Annotated in this window: 17 protein-coding genes; 8 read left to right on the top strand and 9 right to left on the bottom strand. The window is 68.4% G+C overall.

The window, feature by feature from the left end; all coding sequences use genetic code 11:
- Positions 1 to 32: 32 nt before the first annotated feature.
- Entirely contained in the window at positions 33 to 974 is a 942-nt protein-coding gene (locus tag QZW52_RS07585) for a M48 family metallopeptidase (RefSeq protein WP_293996927.1), read from the top strand.
- A gap of 6 nt (positions 975 to 980) precedes the next feature.
- Here QZW52_RS07585 and QZW52_RS07580 read toward each other — a convergent pair whose 3' ends face one another.
- Positions 981 to 1649: a Crp/Fnr family transcriptional regulator gene (locus QZW52_RS07580; RefSeq protein WP_293996926.1), complete on the bottom strand. Its 669-nt coding sequence runs from the start codon at positions 1647 to 1649 to the stop codon at positions 981 to 983.
- Positions 1650 to 1696: 47 nt separating this feature from the next.
- Entirely contained in the window at positions 1697 to 2386 is a 690-nt protein-coding gene (locus tag QZW52_RS07575; protein ID WP_293996924.1) for a helix-turn-helix transcriptional regulator, read from the bottom strand.
- Positions 2387 to 2682: 296 nt separating this feature from the next.
- Here QZW52_RS07575 and QZW52_RS07570 point away from each other — a divergent pair, with 296 nt between their 5' ends.
- Positions 2683 to 3939, top strand: coding sequence for a GGDEF domain-containing protein (locus QZW52_RS07570; RefSeq protein WP_293996922.1), 1257 nt, complete (start codon positions 2683 to 2685; stop codon positions 3937 to 3939).
- A 60-nt stretch (positions 3940 to 3999) separates the two neighbouring features.
- Complete coding sequence (locus QZW52_RS07565) at positions 4000 to 4365, top strand: ArsR/SmtB family transcription factor (RefSeq protein ID WP_293996920.1); 366 nt, start codon at positions 4000 to 4002, stop codon at positions 4363 to 4365.
- Between the two features lie 16 nt (positions 4366 to 4381).
- On the opposite strand, the gene QZW52_RS07560 is transcribed toward QZW52_RS07565, so the two are convergent.
- On the bottom strand, positions 4382 to 4672 hold the full coding sequence (locus QZW52_RS07560; RefSeq protein WP_293996918.1) for a metal-sensing transcriptional repressor: 291 nt from the start codon (positions 4670 to 4672) through the stop codon (positions 4382 to 4384).
- Between the two features lie 148 nt (positions 4673 to 4820).
- On the opposite strand from QZW52_RS07560, the gene QZW52_RS07555 reads away from it, so the two are divergent.
- The 3 genes from QZW52_RS07555 to QZW52_RS07545 are packed head-to-tail and all read left to right on the top strand — an operon-like array spanning position 4821 to position 8172.
- Positions 4821 to 5867, top strand: a complete 1047-nt coding sequence (locus tag QZW52_RS07555; RefSeq protein WP_434738292.1) for an adenosine deaminase — start codon at positions 4821 to 4823, stop codon at positions 5865 to 5867.
- Entirely contained in the window at positions 5857 to 6876 is a 1020-nt protein-coding gene (locus QZW52_RS07550) for a BMP family ABC transporter substrate-binding protein (protein ID WP_293996914.1), read from the top strand. Before QZW52_RS07555 ends, QZW52_RS07550 begins: the two co-directional genes overlap by 11 nt.
- Before the next feature lie 30 nt (positions 6877 to 6906).
- The gene (locus QZW52_RS07545) at positions 6907 to 8172 is read left to right on the top strand and encodes a DEAD/DEAH box helicase (protein ID WP_293996912.1); all 1266 of its coding nucleotides are present in this window, start codon (positions 6907 to 6909) and stop codon (positions 8170 to 8172) included.
- A 58-nt stretch (positions 8173 to 8230) separates the two neighbouring features.
- Here QZW52_RS07545 and QZW52_RS07540 read toward each other — a convergent pair whose 3' ends face one another.
- The 3 genes from QZW52_RS07540 to QZW52_RS07530 all read right to left on the bottom strand — a co-directional run bounded on the left by QZW52_RS07540 (position 8231) and on the right by QZW52_RS07530 (position 9946).
- The gene (locus QZW52_RS07540) at positions 8231 to 8635 is read right to left on the bottom strand and encodes a signal peptide protein (protein ID WP_293996910.1); all 405 of its coding nucleotides are present in this window, start codon (positions 8633 to 8635) and stop codon (positions 8231 to 8233) included.
- 79 nt (positions 8636 to 8714) lie between these two features.
- Positions 8715 to 9578: a PA4780 family RIO1-like protein kinase gene (locus tag QZW52_RS07535; RefSeq protein WP_293996908.1), complete on the bottom strand. Its 864-nt coding sequence runs from the start codon at positions 9576 to 9578 to the stop codon at positions 8715 to 8717.
- 14 nt (positions 9579 to 9592) lie between these two features.
- Positions 9593 to 9946, bottom strand: coding sequence for a hypothetical protein (locus QZW52_RS07530; RefSeq protein WP_293996906.1), 354 nt, complete (start codon positions 9944 to 9946; stop codon positions 9593 to 9595).
- Between the two features lie 41 nt (positions 9947 to 9987).
- Here QZW52_RS07530 and QZW52_RS07525 point away from each other — a divergent pair, with 41 nt between their 5' ends.
- A complete protein-coding gene (locus QZW52_RS07525; protein WP_293996983.1) occupies positions 9988 to 10158 on the top strand; it encodes a hypothetical protein in 171 nt (56 codons plus the stop codon).
- Here QZW52_RS07525 and QZW52_RS07520 read toward each other — a convergent pair.
- Positions 10118 to 11401: a lytic murein transglycosylase gene (locus QZW52_RS07520; protein ID WP_293996904.1), complete on the bottom strand. Its 1284-nt coding sequence runs from the start codon at positions 11399 to 11401 to the stop codon at positions 10118 to 10120. The two genes, QZW52_RS07525 and QZW52_RS07520, sit on opposite strands and share 41 nt — an antisense overlap.
- Before the next feature lie 12 nt (positions 11402 to 11413).
- Positions 11414 to 12364, bottom strand: a complete 951-nt coding sequence (locus QZW52_RS07515; protein ID WP_293996902.1) for a LysR family transcriptional regulator — start codon at positions 12362 to 12364, stop codon at positions 11414 to 11416.
- A 120-nt stretch (positions 12365 to 12484) separates the two neighbouring features.
- Here QZW52_RS07515 and QZW52_RS07510 point away from each other — a divergent pair, with 120 nt between their 5' ends.
- Complete coding sequence (locus QZW52_RS07510; RefSeq protein WP_293996900.1) at positions 12485 to 12748, top strand: hypothetical protein; 264 nt, start codon at positions 12485 to 12487, stop codon at positions 12746 to 12748.
- Positions 12749 to 12763: 15 nt separating this feature from the next.
- On the opposite strand, the gene QZW52_RS07505 is transcribed toward QZW52_RS07510, so the two are convergent.
- Entirely contained in the window at positions 12764 to 13945 is a 1182-nt protein-coding gene (locus QZW52_RS07505; protein ID WP_293996898.1) for an acetyl-CoA C-acyltransferase family protein, read from the bottom strand.
- Positions 13946 to 14062: the final 117 nt, after the last annotated feature.

Genomic DNA, 14062 nt, shown 5'->3' with positions numbered 1-14062 from the left:
CGCTCCGAATCTTTTCTCCACTTGACGACTTGATGTCCACCACCATGCGCCCAGACCTTGTCGAAGACGCCACCTTCACTACCCGCATCGACCTGCACCGCTCGGGTTGCGGCTGCCCGCTGCATGGGCGGCGCCTGTTCAGCGGCTTGCTGGCGGGTGCCGTGGCGACAGCCGCCTTCCCCGCGTTGGCCCGTGAAGGGGTTGATGTGGGCCAGAACTCCAAGTTCACCAAACTGGTGTCGGCCGAGCAGGTCGAATCCGCCGCGCAGCAGCAATACCTGCAACTGCGCCAGGAAGCCAACAGCAAGCACGCGCTGGCCCCCGCGAACCACCCGCAGCAGCAGCGCCTCCAGGCCATCGCCAACCGGCTGATTCCCTACACCTACGAATGGAACGACCGCGCCCGCGCCTGGTCCTGGGAGGTGAGCCTGATCGGCAGCCAGGAGCTGAATGCGTTCTGCATGCCGGGTGGCAAGATCGCGTTCTACGTCGGCATCCTGCAGACCCTGCAGCTCAGCGATGACGAGGTCGCGATGATCATGGGCCACGAGATGGCGCACGCCCTGCGCGAACACGCCCGCGAGCGCATGGGCAAACAGACGGCGACCCGTGGTGCGATCGAGCTGGGTGCGGCGCTCTTCGGGCTGGGCAATCTGGCCCGTTCTGCGGCGGACATGGGCGGGCAACTGCTGACGCTGAAATTCGGGCGTCAGGACGAGTCCGAGGCGGATCTGGTCGGCATGGAGCTGGCGGCCCGTGCTGGCTACAACCCGCGCGCCGGGGTGTCGCTGTGGCAGAAGATGGCCGAGGCGAGCAAGGGCGCGCCGCCGCAATTCCTCTCGACCCACCCCTCCAGTGATACCCGCATCCAGGACATCGAGGCCAACTTGCCCAAGGTCGAACCGCTCTACGCCCGTGCGCCACGGCCGCCGCGCCAGTTCGGACCCCCGGCGCTGCGCGGCTCCGGCGGCTGAAGCGGCTCACCAGCGGTTGGGCAGTGGCTTGAGGATGTGCAGTCCACGGCCGATGGTGGCCGTGTAGCCGCCGCGCTCCAGGTCCTTGAGCAGGCGACTCACCATCTCGCGCGAGCAGCCGATGCGGCTGGCGATCTCGGCGTGGGTGACACGGCTGACGAGGCGGCGCGTGCCGTCTTCCTGGGTCACGGCCAGCTCCTCGATCAGCGCGACGAGGCGGCCGTAGCTGTCCATCAGGGCCATGTTGCGTGCATCGCGGGTGGCGGCGCGGGCGCGGGCGATGACCTTGGCCAGCAGCTCGAAAGCGAATTCCGGGTACTGCGCGAGGTGTTCCTGCAGCGTCTGGCGGGTGATGACGACGCAGGTGGTCGGCTCGACCGTGACCACGCTGGCTACCCGCGGGCCGCCGTCCAGGCTCATCTCGCCGATGAACTCGCCGCAGCCGTAGAGACCGAAGGTGATCTCCCGGTCGTTCGGTCCCAGCGAGAACACCTTGACCCGGCCCGCCAGCACGACGTAGAGCGTGTCACCAATCTCCCCCTCCTGGATCAGGATCACGCCCTTGCGGTAGCGGCGCGGCACAGCCTTGCGCACCAGGGCCAGCAGGGCGGGCGAGAGGTTCAGCGTGTCCAGGGACGGTTCTGCGGCGGCAGGCGGGCGGTGCGATCGGGGCATCGTCCTTCACGATAGGACAATCGATCGACATCCGCAATGGTTTGCCTTCAATGCGACGCCTCATGGCCCAGCACCGAGACGATGGGCGGCAGCATCGCCACCTGCCGCACCAGATCGCGGATGCTGGCGGCGCGGGTCTTCTGGCGCACGCTGGCGATCTGGGTGCGTACCGTCGAAACGGCCACGCCGAACTTGCGCGCGATGGCGCTGGGTTCCTCGCCGGCGCACAGGGCGGTGAGCACCATGCCTTCGGCGTGGGTGAGGCTGTGGACGCGGGCGAAGTGCTCGACGCTCAGGGCTTCGCAGACCTGGTGCTTGCCGAAGACCAGCAGGATCGCGGCCTCGGCGCGTCCACCCGGCGGACTGGTCAGCGGTACGACAGCCACGGTCTCCGCCTGTGCCTCCGTGCCAAGCTTGATCAGGCTGCGGCGCCCGGCCGAGGCTTGCGCCAATGCGCGCTGCAAGACGGGATCGTCGGTGCTGTCACGGGTGTGCAACTGGCCGTCCTCCAGGCGGCAGGAGCCTTGCCGGGCGCTGCAGTGGTGGTGCCCCATCTGGTTGGCCTGCACCAGACGACCGTCCGCATCGACGATCAGCAACCCGTAATCCAGCTCATCGAGTGCCCCGGTCAGCACGTGCAGCAGCCACTGGGCGCTGTGGGCTGGCGGTGGCGTTCCTGCATCGGCGCGGGGCCGCTCGAAACGGTCACGGCCCAAGGGAGAGGAAACGGTCAGCATGGCGGTACTCCTGATCGACCCTGTGAATCCCCCCGAACCCACCAGCGTCGAAAGGTCTACGTTATCGCGCTGTGATGGCCTGAAAGTCTGGTTTTTTCACCTTGTGGACGTGATTTATTGCCAAATTGCAGGTTACAGGCGTTACCGAGTGTGATCGCGCAGCCTGGGGAAATTGTCCATGGTGAGTGATGTGCCCTGGGTGGCAGACTGCGTTCTGATCGGCGCAGCGGGCGCGCCAGCCCTCAAGACTCCATGGCGTTGGGCCGATAGCGAGGACTCCTGCTGGTGGATGTCCGATGCCTTCGTCCTCTGTTGCACGCTTCCGGTTGCTGCGGTATTTCTCGATTGCGAGCCTGGTGGGCATCGTGGCGGTGACGGTGTGCCTGATCGCGACCTACCGTGAACTCACGCTGCGGCACCTGATCGAGCACGAAGGCCGTGCCAATGCGGCCCTCACCCGGTCGTTTGCCAACACGACCTGGGCGCGCTACCGGACCCTGGTGGCGGGTGCGGCGGGCAAGTCCCGCGAGGCCTTGCTGGCCGATCCGCTGGTGTCCAAGCTCCGGGCCGAGGTGCAGGCCCAGATGCACGGACTGCCCGTCGTCAAGCTCAAGGTCTACCACCCGGAGGGCCTGACGGTGTTCTCGACCGATGAACGCCAGATTGGCCGGGATGAGCGTGGTGCCCCCGGCATCCTGGCTGCACAGCAGGGGCGGGTCATCAGCCACATCAGCTACCGCGAGAAGTTCAATGCCTTCGAGGGCGAGATTGCCCAGCGGAACCTGATTGCGTCGTATGTGCCGGTCGGGGGGCTTCCGGGCGGTCCACCGGAGGCGGTGTTCGAGGTCTACTCCGATGTCACCGACCTGCTGGCACAACAGAACCAGGCGCAATGGCAGGTGGCGGGTCTGGTGCTGGCCCTGCTGATGACGCTGTATGCCTTCTTGTTCGTGGTTGTCCGCAAGGCCGACCGGGTGATCCAGCGGCAGCGCCGGGAGCGCGCCGTCCAGGAGGCGGCGATGCGCCACCAGGCGTTCCATGATGCGCTCACCGGTTTGCCCAACCGGACGAGTTTCCGCCGACGGCTCGACAAGGCGCTGGCGCAGGCGTCGCGCACCGGACGGACTGCGGCGCTCCTGTTCCTCGACCTTGACCGGTTCAAGCAGGTCAACGACAGCCTCGGCCATCCTGCGGGCGATCAGTTGCTGAAAACGGTGGCCCAGCGGCTGTCGGCGTGTCTGCGCGAAGGCGATCTGCTGTTCCGCATGGGCGGCGACGAGTTCACGGTCATCCTGCCGACGGTGCGTCACCGAGAAGAGGTGGCCCTCGTGGCGCAGCGGTTGCGGGACGCCGCCTCGCAGCCGGTGTCGATCGATGGGCAGGAGGTGCGGGTCGGCGCCTCCGTCGGCGTGGCCCTGGTCCCCAGTGACACGCCGCACAGCGCCGATGTCCTGCTGCGCCAGGCGGACACGGCCATGTACACCGCCAAGGCCAATGGGCGCGGCACGCATGCGTTCTACCCGGACGGTGCCGCATCGGGGCAGCCACACTGAGTTCCATCCGTGTGTACGCATAGAATAGGCTGCATCCGAACCTGACCAAGGGCTTGCCACATGGACCGTGACGCAGAAGTCGACAAGGCCGACAACGTCTACGAGTCGGTGGCCGAGCTGTTCTCGCTGCTCTCCACGCCGATTCGGCTCAAGATCATCGGCGCGCTGTGCAACGGCGAGAAGAACGTCTCGCAACTGCTGGCCGAGATCGACACCACCCAGCCCAACATGTCGCAGCACCTCTCGACGCTCTACCGCGCCGGCGTGCTGGGCAAGCGGCGCGACTCCACCCAGATCTACTACCGCCTGCAGAGCGAGCGCGTGGCCACGCTGTGCCGCGCCGTCTGCACGCAGGTGGCCATCGAGCTGGACCCGGACACCGAGGTCCAGCCAGCCGACCGGCTGCTGCCCGGCGGCGTGCGCTGACCAGCGATCTGGGTGTTCAGCGGACCTTGCCCAGCAGCGTTTGCATGTCGCCCAGCACCGCATCGAGCCGGGCCTCGGCCTCGGGCTGCAGTTGCAGGCGCTCCTTGAGTTCCTGCTGCATGAAGCACACCGTCATCCGCACGTAGGCGCTGTCGAGCGCCTTGCGCACCGCCGACATCTGGCTGGCGATGTCGAGACACGGCTCGCCTTCTTCGACCATGCGCTGGATGCCGCGCAGTTGGCCTTCGGCGCGCCGGAGGCGGTTGAGCAGGTCGGTGCGGCTGGTTTCGTCTTGGAGCTGGGCCATGGTGGGAGCGCCTGCGGGCGGTCGGGTGGGCGGTCTGTGAGGGCTTGTGTGCAGGGCCGATTGTCATCGCTTCCGTGCGGATAATGCGACGCATCCCCTTTCATCCGCTGAGAGCTTGACGCCCATGACTGCTGCCCTCCTGACCGGCATGACCACCGCCCGCCTCGATGCCATCGATCCGGCCCGACTGCCTGCGCTGCTGCGCCAGATGCCCAAGGCGGAGCTGCACATCCACATCGAGGGTTCCCTGGAGCCGGAGCTGATCTTCAAGCTCGCGCAGCGCAACGGCGTCACGCTGCCGTACCCGAACATCGAGGCCCTGCGTGCGGCCTACGCCTTCACCGACCTGCAGAGCTTCCTCGACATCTACTACGCCGGCGCCAGCGTGCTGCTGAAGGAGCAGGATTTCTTCGACATGGCCTGGGCCTACCTCGAAAAAGCCGCTGCCGACAACGTCGTCCACGCCGAGATCTTCTTCGACCCGCAGACGCACACCGCCCGCGGTGTGCCGTTCGAGACGGTGATCAAGGGGCTGAACCATGCGGTCCACCGCGCCCACACGGGGCTGGGCGTGAGCGCCAAGCTGATCCTGTGTTTCCTGCGCCACTTGAGCGAGGAAGAGGCACTGGCGACGCTGGAAGCCGCGCTGCCCTGGCGCCACCACTTCATCGGCGTGGGGCTGGACAGCAGCGAAGTCGGCCATCCGCCCAGCAAGTTCGAACGCGTGTTCGCCCGCTGCCGCGCACTCGGGCTGCACATCGTTGCCCATGCCGGCGAGGAAGGTCCGCCCGCTTACATCCACGAGGCGCTGGACCTGCTGGGCAGCGAGCGCATCGACCACGGCGTGCGCTGCCTGGAGGATGCGGCGCTGGTCGAGCGGCTCGCCGATGAACGCATCCCGCTGACGGTGTGCCCGCTGTCGAACGTCAAGCTGTGCGTGTTCCCGACGATGGCGGACCACAACCTGCCGGCGCTGCTCGACGCCGGGCTGTGTGCGATGGTCAACTCCGACGATCCGGCCTACTTCGGTGGTTATCTGAACCAGAACTTCGTCGAACTCTTCGCGGCGCTGCCGCAACTGAACGCACGCCATGCTTACCAACTGGCGCGCAACAGCTTCGAGGCGAGCTTCGTGCCGGTGGAGCAGAAGCGGGTGTGGGTGGGGCAACTGGATGCCGTGTTCCATGCGGCGTGACCGCCAGCGGCTGCTGCGGGCCACCGCTGCGGCCGGGGTGGGTCTGTGGCTGGGTGTGGCCATGGCCACCGCCAATGCCGCGACACCTGCACCCACCAGGCCGCCGCTGAACGTGGCCTTCGTCTACGCCACCCCCATCGGCACCGCTGGCTGGACCTACCAGCACCACATGGGCCGGCTTGGGCTGGAGAAGAACCTGGGCACCGCGGTGCAGACCCGTTTCGTCGAGAACGTCGCCGACGACGCAGAGGCGGAGCGGGTGCTGCGCGCGCTGGTGGCGCAGGGCCACCGGCTGATCTTCGCCACCAGCGAGTCGCACCGGGCCGCCGTGCTGCGGGTGGCGCCAGAGTTTCCGCACGTCGCCTTCGAGTCGGTGGGCGATCTCCGCGAGGCGCCGCGTGTCCCTGCGCCCGCCAACGTCAGCCTCTACAACGCCCGCGCCGACCAGGGCCGCTACCTCGCCGGACGCGTGGCCGGCCAGATGAGCCGCAGCGGGCGGATCGGCCATGTCGCGGGCGCCCAGAACCCGCAGGCGCTCCAGGCCCTCGACGCCTTCACCCGCGGCCTGCACAGCGCGAACCCGAAGGCCCAGGTCCAGGCGGTCTGGCTCAACACCCCCTTCCATCCGGCCAAGGAGCGCGAGGCGGCCGAGCGGCTGGTGCGCGACGGTGCCGACGTGCTCACGCAGTACCGCGGCACGTCCGCCGTCGCCGAAGTGGCCGAAGTCCACGCGGCCCAGGGTGTGCGCTGCATCGGCGACCAGAGCGACCTGCGCCCCTTTGCGCCCACGGCCCAGCTCACCAGCAGCACCCTCCACTGGGGCGACCGCTACACGGCGGTGGCCAAGGCGGTGATCGCCGGGACGTGGAAGCCGCGGCCCTTCAGCGGCGGGGTGCGCGAGCGGGTGGTGCGGATGGCGCCGTACGCGGCCGAGGTGCCGCGCGAGGCACAGCGCCAGGTCAACGAGATCGAGCGGGCGATGGCGGCAGGGCGCGGGCCTGTGCGCTGAGACAATGCACCCCTCACTCTCTGGACCTCCATGTCATTCGCTTCCCTTGGCCTGAACCCGGCACTGGTCCGCGCCGTCCGCGAACTCGGCCTCGCCACGCCGACGCCCATCCAGACCCAGGCCATTCCCGCCGCCTTGTCGGGCGCCGATGTGCAGGGCGCCGCGCAAACCGGCTCGGGCAAGACGCTGGCGTTCGTGCTGCCGCTGCTGCAGCAGGACATGAACGTGCGCCGCGAGTGGCCGCGCTCGCCCCGCGGGCTGGTGCTGGTGCCGACCCGCGAGCTGGCGATCCAGGTGGGCGAGGTATTGCGCGATCTGGCCCGGATGCTGCCGGACCCGCCACGGGTGGCTGTCCTGTTCGGCGGGGTGTCGATCAATCCGCAGATGATGGGTCTGCGCGGTGGCACGGAGATCGTCGTCGCCACGCCCGGCCGGCTGCTCGATCTGGTGGACCACAACGCGCTGCGGCTGGATGCGATCAGCACGCTGGTGCTCGACGAGGCGGATCGGCTGCTCGACCTGGGGTTCGCGGACGAGCTGAACCGCGTGCTGGCGCTGCTGCCCGCCAAACGGCAGAACCTGCTGTTCTCGGCGACCTTCCCGGAAACGGTGCAGGCGCTGGCCGACGCGCTGCTGCGGGAGCCAACGCGCATCGACATCGGTGCATCGCTGGCCGAGGACGGTGGCGACGACGTTCACCCCGACATCGTGGAGCGGGCCATTGCCCTGGACGCCGGCCGGCGCACGGGTGTGCTGCGGTATCTCATCAAGGAAGGTGGCTGGGACCGCGTGCTGGTGTTCGTCGCGACCCGCTACGCCACCGAGCTGCTCGCGCACAAGCTGGGCCGCGAGGGGCTGCACGCTGCGGCGCTGCACGGCGAACTGAGCCAGGGCACGCGCGCCGAGGTGCTGACCGCATTCCGCGACGGGCGGGTGCAGGTGCTGGTGGTGACGGATCTGGCGGCGCGCGGGATCGACATTGCGCGGCTGCCGGCGGTGGTCAACTTCGACCTGCCGCGCTCGGCCGACGACTACACCCACCGCGTTGGCCGCACCGGCCGCGCCGGCGAGCCGGGCACGGCAGTGAGCTTCATCACGGCAGCGACCGAGTCGCATTTCCGGCTCATCGAGAAGCGCCAGGGGCGGCGCGTGCCGCGGGAGCAGATTCCCGGCTACGAGCAGGTCGAGACGGCCACGCCCGACCAGGCGGCGGGTGGCATCAAGGGCCACCGCATGAGCAAGAAGGACAAGCTGCGTGCAGCGGCGGCAGCAGTGGATCCACAGGCAAAAAAATAGGCGATGGCTGCGTGCCATCGCCTCTTGTGGACCTTGCGGCCGGTGTTCGCTGGGCCAGTTACTTACAGACCTGGCCCTTGACGACGTGCGCACCCTTGGCCTTGGCTTCGGTTTCGGTCATGTAGGCGCCAGCCTTGGTCTTGCCGTAGTACTTCGTGCCTTCGCAGTGGTAGACCTTGCCATTGACCCAGACCTTGCCTGCACCACCGCCGACGGCAGGTTGTGCGGCAGCGGTCTTGGCGGGTGCAGCGGGTGCCGGTGCAGCGGCCGGAGCGGCAGTCGATGCTGCAGGCGGCGCGACCACGGCCTTCACATCGGCGGCCACCGACTTGACCGCCGACGCGGCAGCCGGCAGTGCGGCAGCGGCCTTGGTCACGGCGGTGGCTGCGGGTGCAGCGGCCTGTGCAAAGACGGAACCAGCCAGAACACTGCCTGCCACGAGCATGAACAACGCTTTTTTCACTGTGAACTCCGGGTAACTGCACGGAAGTACGTGCATGTCACCTCTAACGCAGCCTGCGCACGCCGGTTGACGAGGGCGTTCAATTTCTTGGCAGGTGGTTGCCGGACAGGCGCAGGCGCTTGGCGGCGTCCTCGTCCCGCGCATCGTCGATCTCGCGCACGACACTGCGCACATCCACCGGCCCGCGGGCATGGACAAAGCGCCCCGTCAGCGGCGTCTCGGTGTGCAGCAGGCCGCGCTCGTACAGCGCCCAGAGTTCGTGCCCGTAGTCGCTGCGCAGCAGTTCCGGGGCGAAGCGGCCGAAGAAGTTGCGCAGGTTCTCCACATCGCGCAGGAGCATCCGCTTGGCGTGGTTGTTGCCCGCGGCGTCCACCGCCTGCGGCAGGTCGATGATCACCGGCCCGTCCTCCCCCAGCAGGATGTTGAACTCCGACAAGTCGCCATGCACCACGCCCGCGCCGCAGAGCATCCGCACCACCTCGGCGATCAGCGTGGCGTGGTGGCGGCGGGCGTCCACGGGGGTGAACTCGACATCGTTGAGGCGCGGGGCGGCGTCGCCGTTGGCGTCCGTGACCAGCTCCATCAGCAGCACGCCGTCCAGGAACAGGTGCGGCCTGGGCACGCGCACGCCCGCGGCGGCGAGCCGGTAGAGCGCATCGACCTCGGCGCTTTGCCACGCCGCTTCCGTGGCTTCGCGGCCGAAGCGGGTGCCCTTGGCCATGGCGCGGGCCTGGCGGGTGTTCTTGACCTTGCGGTTTTCGGTGTAGTCCACGGCCTGCCGGAAGCTGCGGTTGGTCGCTTCCTTGTAGACCTTGGCGCAGCGCGTCTCGTCGCCACTGCGCACGACATAGACGGTGGCTTCCTTGCCGCTCATCAACTGGCGCACGACCGTGTCGATGAGTCCTTCCTCGACCAGTGTCTGTAGTCTGCTGGGTGTTTTCATCGGTGGATTTTGCGCTACGCGCGCCACAAGCGCCGCAGCACCTCGGCGGCCCAGTCGGTGAGGGCCCGGCCATCCCAGGGTTCCGCCAGCGTGTACTCGTCGCCGTCGATCACCGCGCTGTGGGTCAGCGTGGCATGGCCGTTCACCGACAGCGTGACCCAGCCGCGCTCGCCCGCGTCCCAGTCGAGCTGGATGGCGCCGTCGGGCTGGACCTCGATCTCGCCGGGTGGCCACGCCGGCTCGGCCGCCAGCAGCGCCAGCAGGCACGCGGCTTCGGACTCGGTGGCGGGGGTGGGCGGTGTCCACGGGCGGTCGGCGCCGAGGAGGCGGGCTTCATGGAGCGCAGTGGTGAGTGCTTTGGACGGCATGGCAGCGTAGGATATCCCCATGACCGGCACACCGCCGCGCCATGAACCCCACCCTGTATCGAACGGAGATCACCATGCCCAAAGGCCAGCGCAGCAGCAAGGAAGTCAAGAAACCGAAGAAGGACACATCGCCCCCGAAGCCGATGTCCCTGGACCCGGTGCGTCCGACGGTCACGACCGTGGTGCCGGATCGCTCGAAGAAGAAGGCGTGACCGGCTGTGGCGCTGCCGGCGCCTCGGCCCGCAGTGCCCGCAACAGCCGCTGACCCGCCCGCCCGTTGACCTCGTGGCCGAGGCGGGTCTGCTCGGCGCGCACCGCGGTCTTGCTGCGGTCGCCGAGCATGCCGTCCACCTCGCCGATGTCGTGGCCGCGCGCCGACAGCAGCGTCTGCACCTCGCGGCGCTCGGCCCGCGACAGACCAGCGTCATCGGTCGGCCACGGCGTCGCGAACGGCCCGCCGCCGCGCAACCGGTCCGACAGGTGCGCGATCGCCAGCCCGTAGCTCTCGGCGGCGTTGTAGCTGTAGAGCGCGTCGAAGTTGCGCGTCACCAGGAAGGCCGGCCCGGTCGCCCCCGCCAGCGTCACCAGCCCTGCGGTTTCTGCGCCGGCCGGCAAGGGGCTGCCATCCGCGAGCCGCAGCCCGGCGGCGGTCCAGGCGGTCAGTGGCTGCCGGTTCTTGCGGCCCTGTCCCGCCACTGAAAACCCCGCCGGCAGCCGCACCTCCCAACCCCACATCCGATCGCCCTGCCAGCCCGCCTTGGCGAGGAAGTTCGCGGTCGAAGCCAGCGCATCCGGCACGCTGTCCATTAGGTCACGCTTGCCGTCACCGTCGAAATCCACCGCCAGCCGCTCGAAGGTGCTGGGCATGAACTGCGTGTGTCCGAAAGCGCCGGCCCACGAGCCGACCAGCCGTTCCGGCGCGATGTGGCCGGCTTGCAGGATGCGCAGCGTGGCGAACAGCTCGCCGCGGAAATACCCCTGCCGCCGCCCGAGGCACGACAGCGTGCCCAGCGCCTGCACCAGCGGGTACTTGCCGAAGGTCTGCCCGAAGTTGCTCTCCACGCCCCAGACTGCCACGACCGTCTCCGGATCGACGCCGTAACGCTGCTGCACCTGGGCGAGCACGGCGGCGTGCCGGGTCAGCAGGGCGCGGCCTTGTTCGACCCGTTCGTCGTCCACCAGCCCGGCGAGGTAGTCCCAGACCGGTGTCTTGAACTCGGGCTGGACGTTGAGCTTGTCGATCACGGTCAGGTCGGCCGCCAGCCCCTGGGTGTGGCGGTCGTAGGTGTCGCCGCGCACACCGGCGGCCAGCGCGGCGGGTTTCAGGTCGGCGAGGCAGCGGGAGAACTCGTCCGTCTGGGCGGCCTGCGCGAACGCGGTCGAACAGGCCAGGGCCAGCGCCGGGGCGGTGAAGCGCAGGAGCTGCGGGAGCTGCTGGAGCTGTAACAGGGGCATGGGGTGGCTCTTTCAGTGCGAAGGACTGTGTGCAAGGGGGCTGGAGCTGGCGGCAATGACCCGTCCGTGGAGCCACCGGTGCGCCGGGTCGATGTCATGCCGCCGGTGCCACACCATTTGCAACTGCAGCGGCGGCAACTGCACCGGCAACGGCCGGCACACCAGATCGTCCGCCGCCCCCGTGACCGCCAGAAAGGCCCGCGGCATCACGGTCAGCAGGTCGGTCTGCGCCACGACCCGGCCGGCGGTGAAGTACTGGTTCACCGCCAGCACCACCCGGCGCTGCAGACCCAGCCCGGCCAGCGCCTCGTCCACCTGCCCATGTGCCCGGCCCGAGAAACTGACCAGCAGGTGTTCGGCGGCGCAGTAGTCCTCCAGCGTCAGCTCGGCCGCCTCCAGCGGATGGCCGCGCCGCATCACGCAGACGTGTTCGCTTTCGTCGAGCCGGTGGTGGCGCAGCGGGGCGTTGGCGCCGAGCGTGACCTGGCGCGAGACCAGCTCCGGAAAATGCCCGATGGCCAGATCCGCCTCGCCGCGGTCGAGCAGCGGCGCCGGGTCGCGGGTGGTCAGCGGCAGCACGCGCAGATCGGCCAGTACCCGCTGTTCCTGCAGGCGCCGCACCAGTGGCGGCAGCAGCAGCGCCGAGGCCGCGTCCGCCATTGCCAGCGCGAAGGTGCGCGGCTGGTGGACGGGGTCGTAGTCGGTCGGCTCGAAGACGTGCCGCAGTTGCGCCAGCGCCGTGCGGACCTCGGGCCAGAGGGCGTCGGCGCGCGCGGTCGGCACCACGCCGAACGCCGCGCGGGTGAACAGCGTCTCGCCCACGGCGTCCTTGAGCCGGCGCAGCGCGTTGCTCACGGCAGGCTGCGTCATGGCCAGGTGGTCGGCGGCGCGGGTGAGGTTGCGCTCGGCCATCACGCTGTCGAAGACCCGCAGCAGGTTGAGGTCGAGGGTGCGGAAGTTCATGTGTGCATGCGCCAATCCATTCATGAATCGTATAACAAGGATTCATGAAACGAGCTAACAGCATATCTAGGGTTTACCCCATACTCCGCTTCACCAAGGGTTAACCCTAAGGAGTTTCAGATGTCAATGGTTCTCGTTCCTGCAGTCAATACCACCACCACCGCCCGTTCGTTCGCGGTGTTCCTCGTCGATGCCATGGCCGACGCCCTGCACAAGCTGTCTGTCCGCATCGCGGAAGCTGGCCAGCCCTATGAGCCACGCACACCCGAAGAGCTGATCGAATGGGCCAACAGCTACGAGGCCACCCAGCCCTCGTATGCCGCCGACCTGCGTGCGGCGGCGCTGCATGCCCAGCAGATCGCGGGCGGCGCCAAGTACAACTGAGCCGCCCTCCACCGATCAGCAGCGTTCGAAGACCGCCGCGATGCCCTGGCCACCGCCGATGCACATGGTGGCCAGCGCGTAGCGGCCCTGGATGCGCTGCAACTCGTACAGCGCCTTGGTCGTGATGATCGCGCCGGTGCCGCCGATGGGGTGGCCCAGCGAGATGCCCGAGCCGTTCGGGTTGACCTTGGCGGGGTCGAGGTCGAGTTCCTTCGAGACGGCGCAGGCTTGTGCCGCGAAGGCTTCGTTGGCCTCGATCACGTCCATGTCACCGATCGACAGGCCGGCCCGCTTCAGCGCGATGCGGGTCGAGGGCACCGGGCCGATGCCCATGAGGGTCGGATCCACACCCGCGTGTGCGTAGCTCACCAGGCGAGCGATCGGCGTCAGGCCATGCGCCTTGACCGCTTCGGCGCTGGCCAGCACGACCGCCCCCGCGCCGTCGTTGATGCCCGACGCATTGCCGGCCGTGACCATGCCGTCCTTCTTGAATGCCGGCCGCATCCTGGCCAGGCTCTCCATCGTGGTGTCGGCCTTGACGTGTTCGTCGATCAGGAACGGGACCATGCCCTTGCGTGTCTTGATCTCGATCGGCACGATCTGGCTGGTGAAGCGGCCTTCGGCGATGGCTTGCGCCGCACGGCGGTGGCTCTCGACGGTCAGCGCGTCCATCATCTCGCGCGTGATGCCGTACTTTTCGGCCACGTTCTCGGCCGTGATGCCCATGTGGATCTTGTGGAAGGGATCGTGCAGCGCGCCGAGCATCAGGTCGATGACCTGCGTGTCGCCCATGCGCGCGCCCCAGCGGTTGGTCGGCAGCAGGTAGGCGCCGCGGCTCATGTTCTCGGCGCCGGCGCCGATCGCCACTTCGCAGTCGCCCAGCAGGATGGCTTGTGCCGACGAGATGATCGCCTGCAGGCCCGAGCCGCACAGGCGATTCACGTTGAAGGCAGGCGTTTCCTGCGGGCAGCCGGCGTTCACGGCGGCCACGCGGCTCAGGTAGCAGTCGCGCGGCTCGGTGGTGACGACCGTGCCCATCGCCAGGTGGCCGACGGCGTCCGCTGGCACGCCGCTGCGCTCCAGGGCGGCCTTGACGATGGTGGTGGCCAGATCGACCAGTGGCGTGTCCTTGAGCGTGCCGCCGTAGGTGCCGATGGCCGAACGGGCGGCGCTGACGATGAATACTTCGCGGGTCATGGTGTCTTCCTCCAGGAATGGACAGGGGAGTGCAAACGGTACTCTGCCTGTGCTACAGCGCGCTGACGAACGTTCCTCGCCGAACTTCTTACACTGCACGCCTCACGCTCCCTTTGA

The organism is Sphaerotilus sp., from assembly GCF_013299175.1.
Lineage (GTDB): Bacteria > Pseudomonadota > Gammaproteobacteria > Burkholderiales > Burkholderiaceae_C > Sphaerotilus.
The sequence above is the reverse complement of the archived record's forward strand: the minus strand, read 5'-3'. Positions and strand labels throughout refer to the sequence as shown.

Excerpts from the sequence above, each read along its gene's own strand:
- QZW52_RS07585 (WP_293996927.1), top strand. The coding sequence starts at position 33 with ATGTCCACCACCATGCGCCCAGACCTTGTCGAAGACGCCACCTTCACT.
- QZW52_RS07580 (WP_293996926.1), bottom strand. The coding sequence starts at position 1,649 with ATGCCCCGATCGCACCGCCCGCCTGCCGCCGCAGAACCGTCCCTGGAC.
- QZW52_RS07575 (WP_293996924.1), bottom strand. The coding sequence starts at position 2,386 with ATGCTGACCGTTTCCTCTCCCTTGGGCCGTGACCGTTTCGAGCGGCCC.
- QZW52_RS07570 (WP_293996922.1), top strand. The coding sequence starts at position 2,683 with ATGCCTTCGTCCTCTGTTGCACGCTTCCGGTTGCTGCGGTATTTCTCG.
- QZW52_RS07565 (WP_293996920.1), top strand. The coding sequence starts at position 4,000 with ATGGACCGTGACGCAGAAGTCGACAAGGCCGACAACGTCTACGAGTCG.
- QZW52_RS07560 (WP_293996918.1), bottom strand. The coding sequence starts at position 4,672 with ATGGCCCAGCTCCAAGACGAAACCAGCCGCACCGACCTGCTCAACCGC.
- QZW52_RS07555 (WP_434738292.1), top strand. The coding sequence starts at position 4,821 with ATGACCACCGCCCGCCTCGATGCCATCGATCCGGCCCGACTGCCTGCG.
- QZW52_RS07550 (WP_293996914.1), top strand. The coding sequence starts at position 5,857 with ATGCGGCGTGACCGCCAGCGGCTGCTGCGGGCCACCGCTGCGGCCGGG.
- QZW52_RS07545 (WP_293996912.1), top strand. The coding sequence starts at position 6,907 with ATGTCATTCGCTTCCCTTGGCCTGAACCCGGCACTGGTCCGCGCCGTC.
- QZW52_RS07535 (WP_293996908.1), bottom strand. The coding sequence starts at position 9,578 with ATGAAAACACCCAGCAGACTACAGACACTGGTCGAGGAAGGACTCATC.
- QZW52_RS07530 (WP_293996906.1), bottom strand. The coding sequence starts at position 9,946 with ATGCCGTCCAAAGCACTCACCACTGCGCTCCATGAAGCCCGCCTCCTC.
- QZW52_RS07525 (WP_293996983.1), top strand. The coding sequence starts at position 9,988 with ATGAACCCCACCCTGTATCGAACGGAGATCACCATGCCCAAAGGCCAG.
- QZW52_RS07520 (WP_293996904.1), bottom strand. The coding sequence starts at position 11,401 with ATGCCCCTGTTACAGCTCCAGCAGCTCCCGCAGCTCCTGCGCTTCACC.
- QZW52_RS07515 (WP_293996902.1), bottom strand. The coding sequence starts at position 12,364 with ATGAACTTCCGCACCCTCGACCTCAACCTGCTGCGGGTCTTCGACAGC.
- QZW52_RS07510 (WP_293996900.1), top strand. The coding sequence starts at position 12,485 with ATGTCAATGGTTCTCGTTCCTGCAGTCAATACCACCACCACCGCCCGT.
- QZW52_RS07505 (WP_293996898.1), bottom strand. The coding sequence starts at position 13,945 with ATGACCCGCGAAGTATTCATCGTCAGCGCCGCCCGTTCGGCCATCGGC.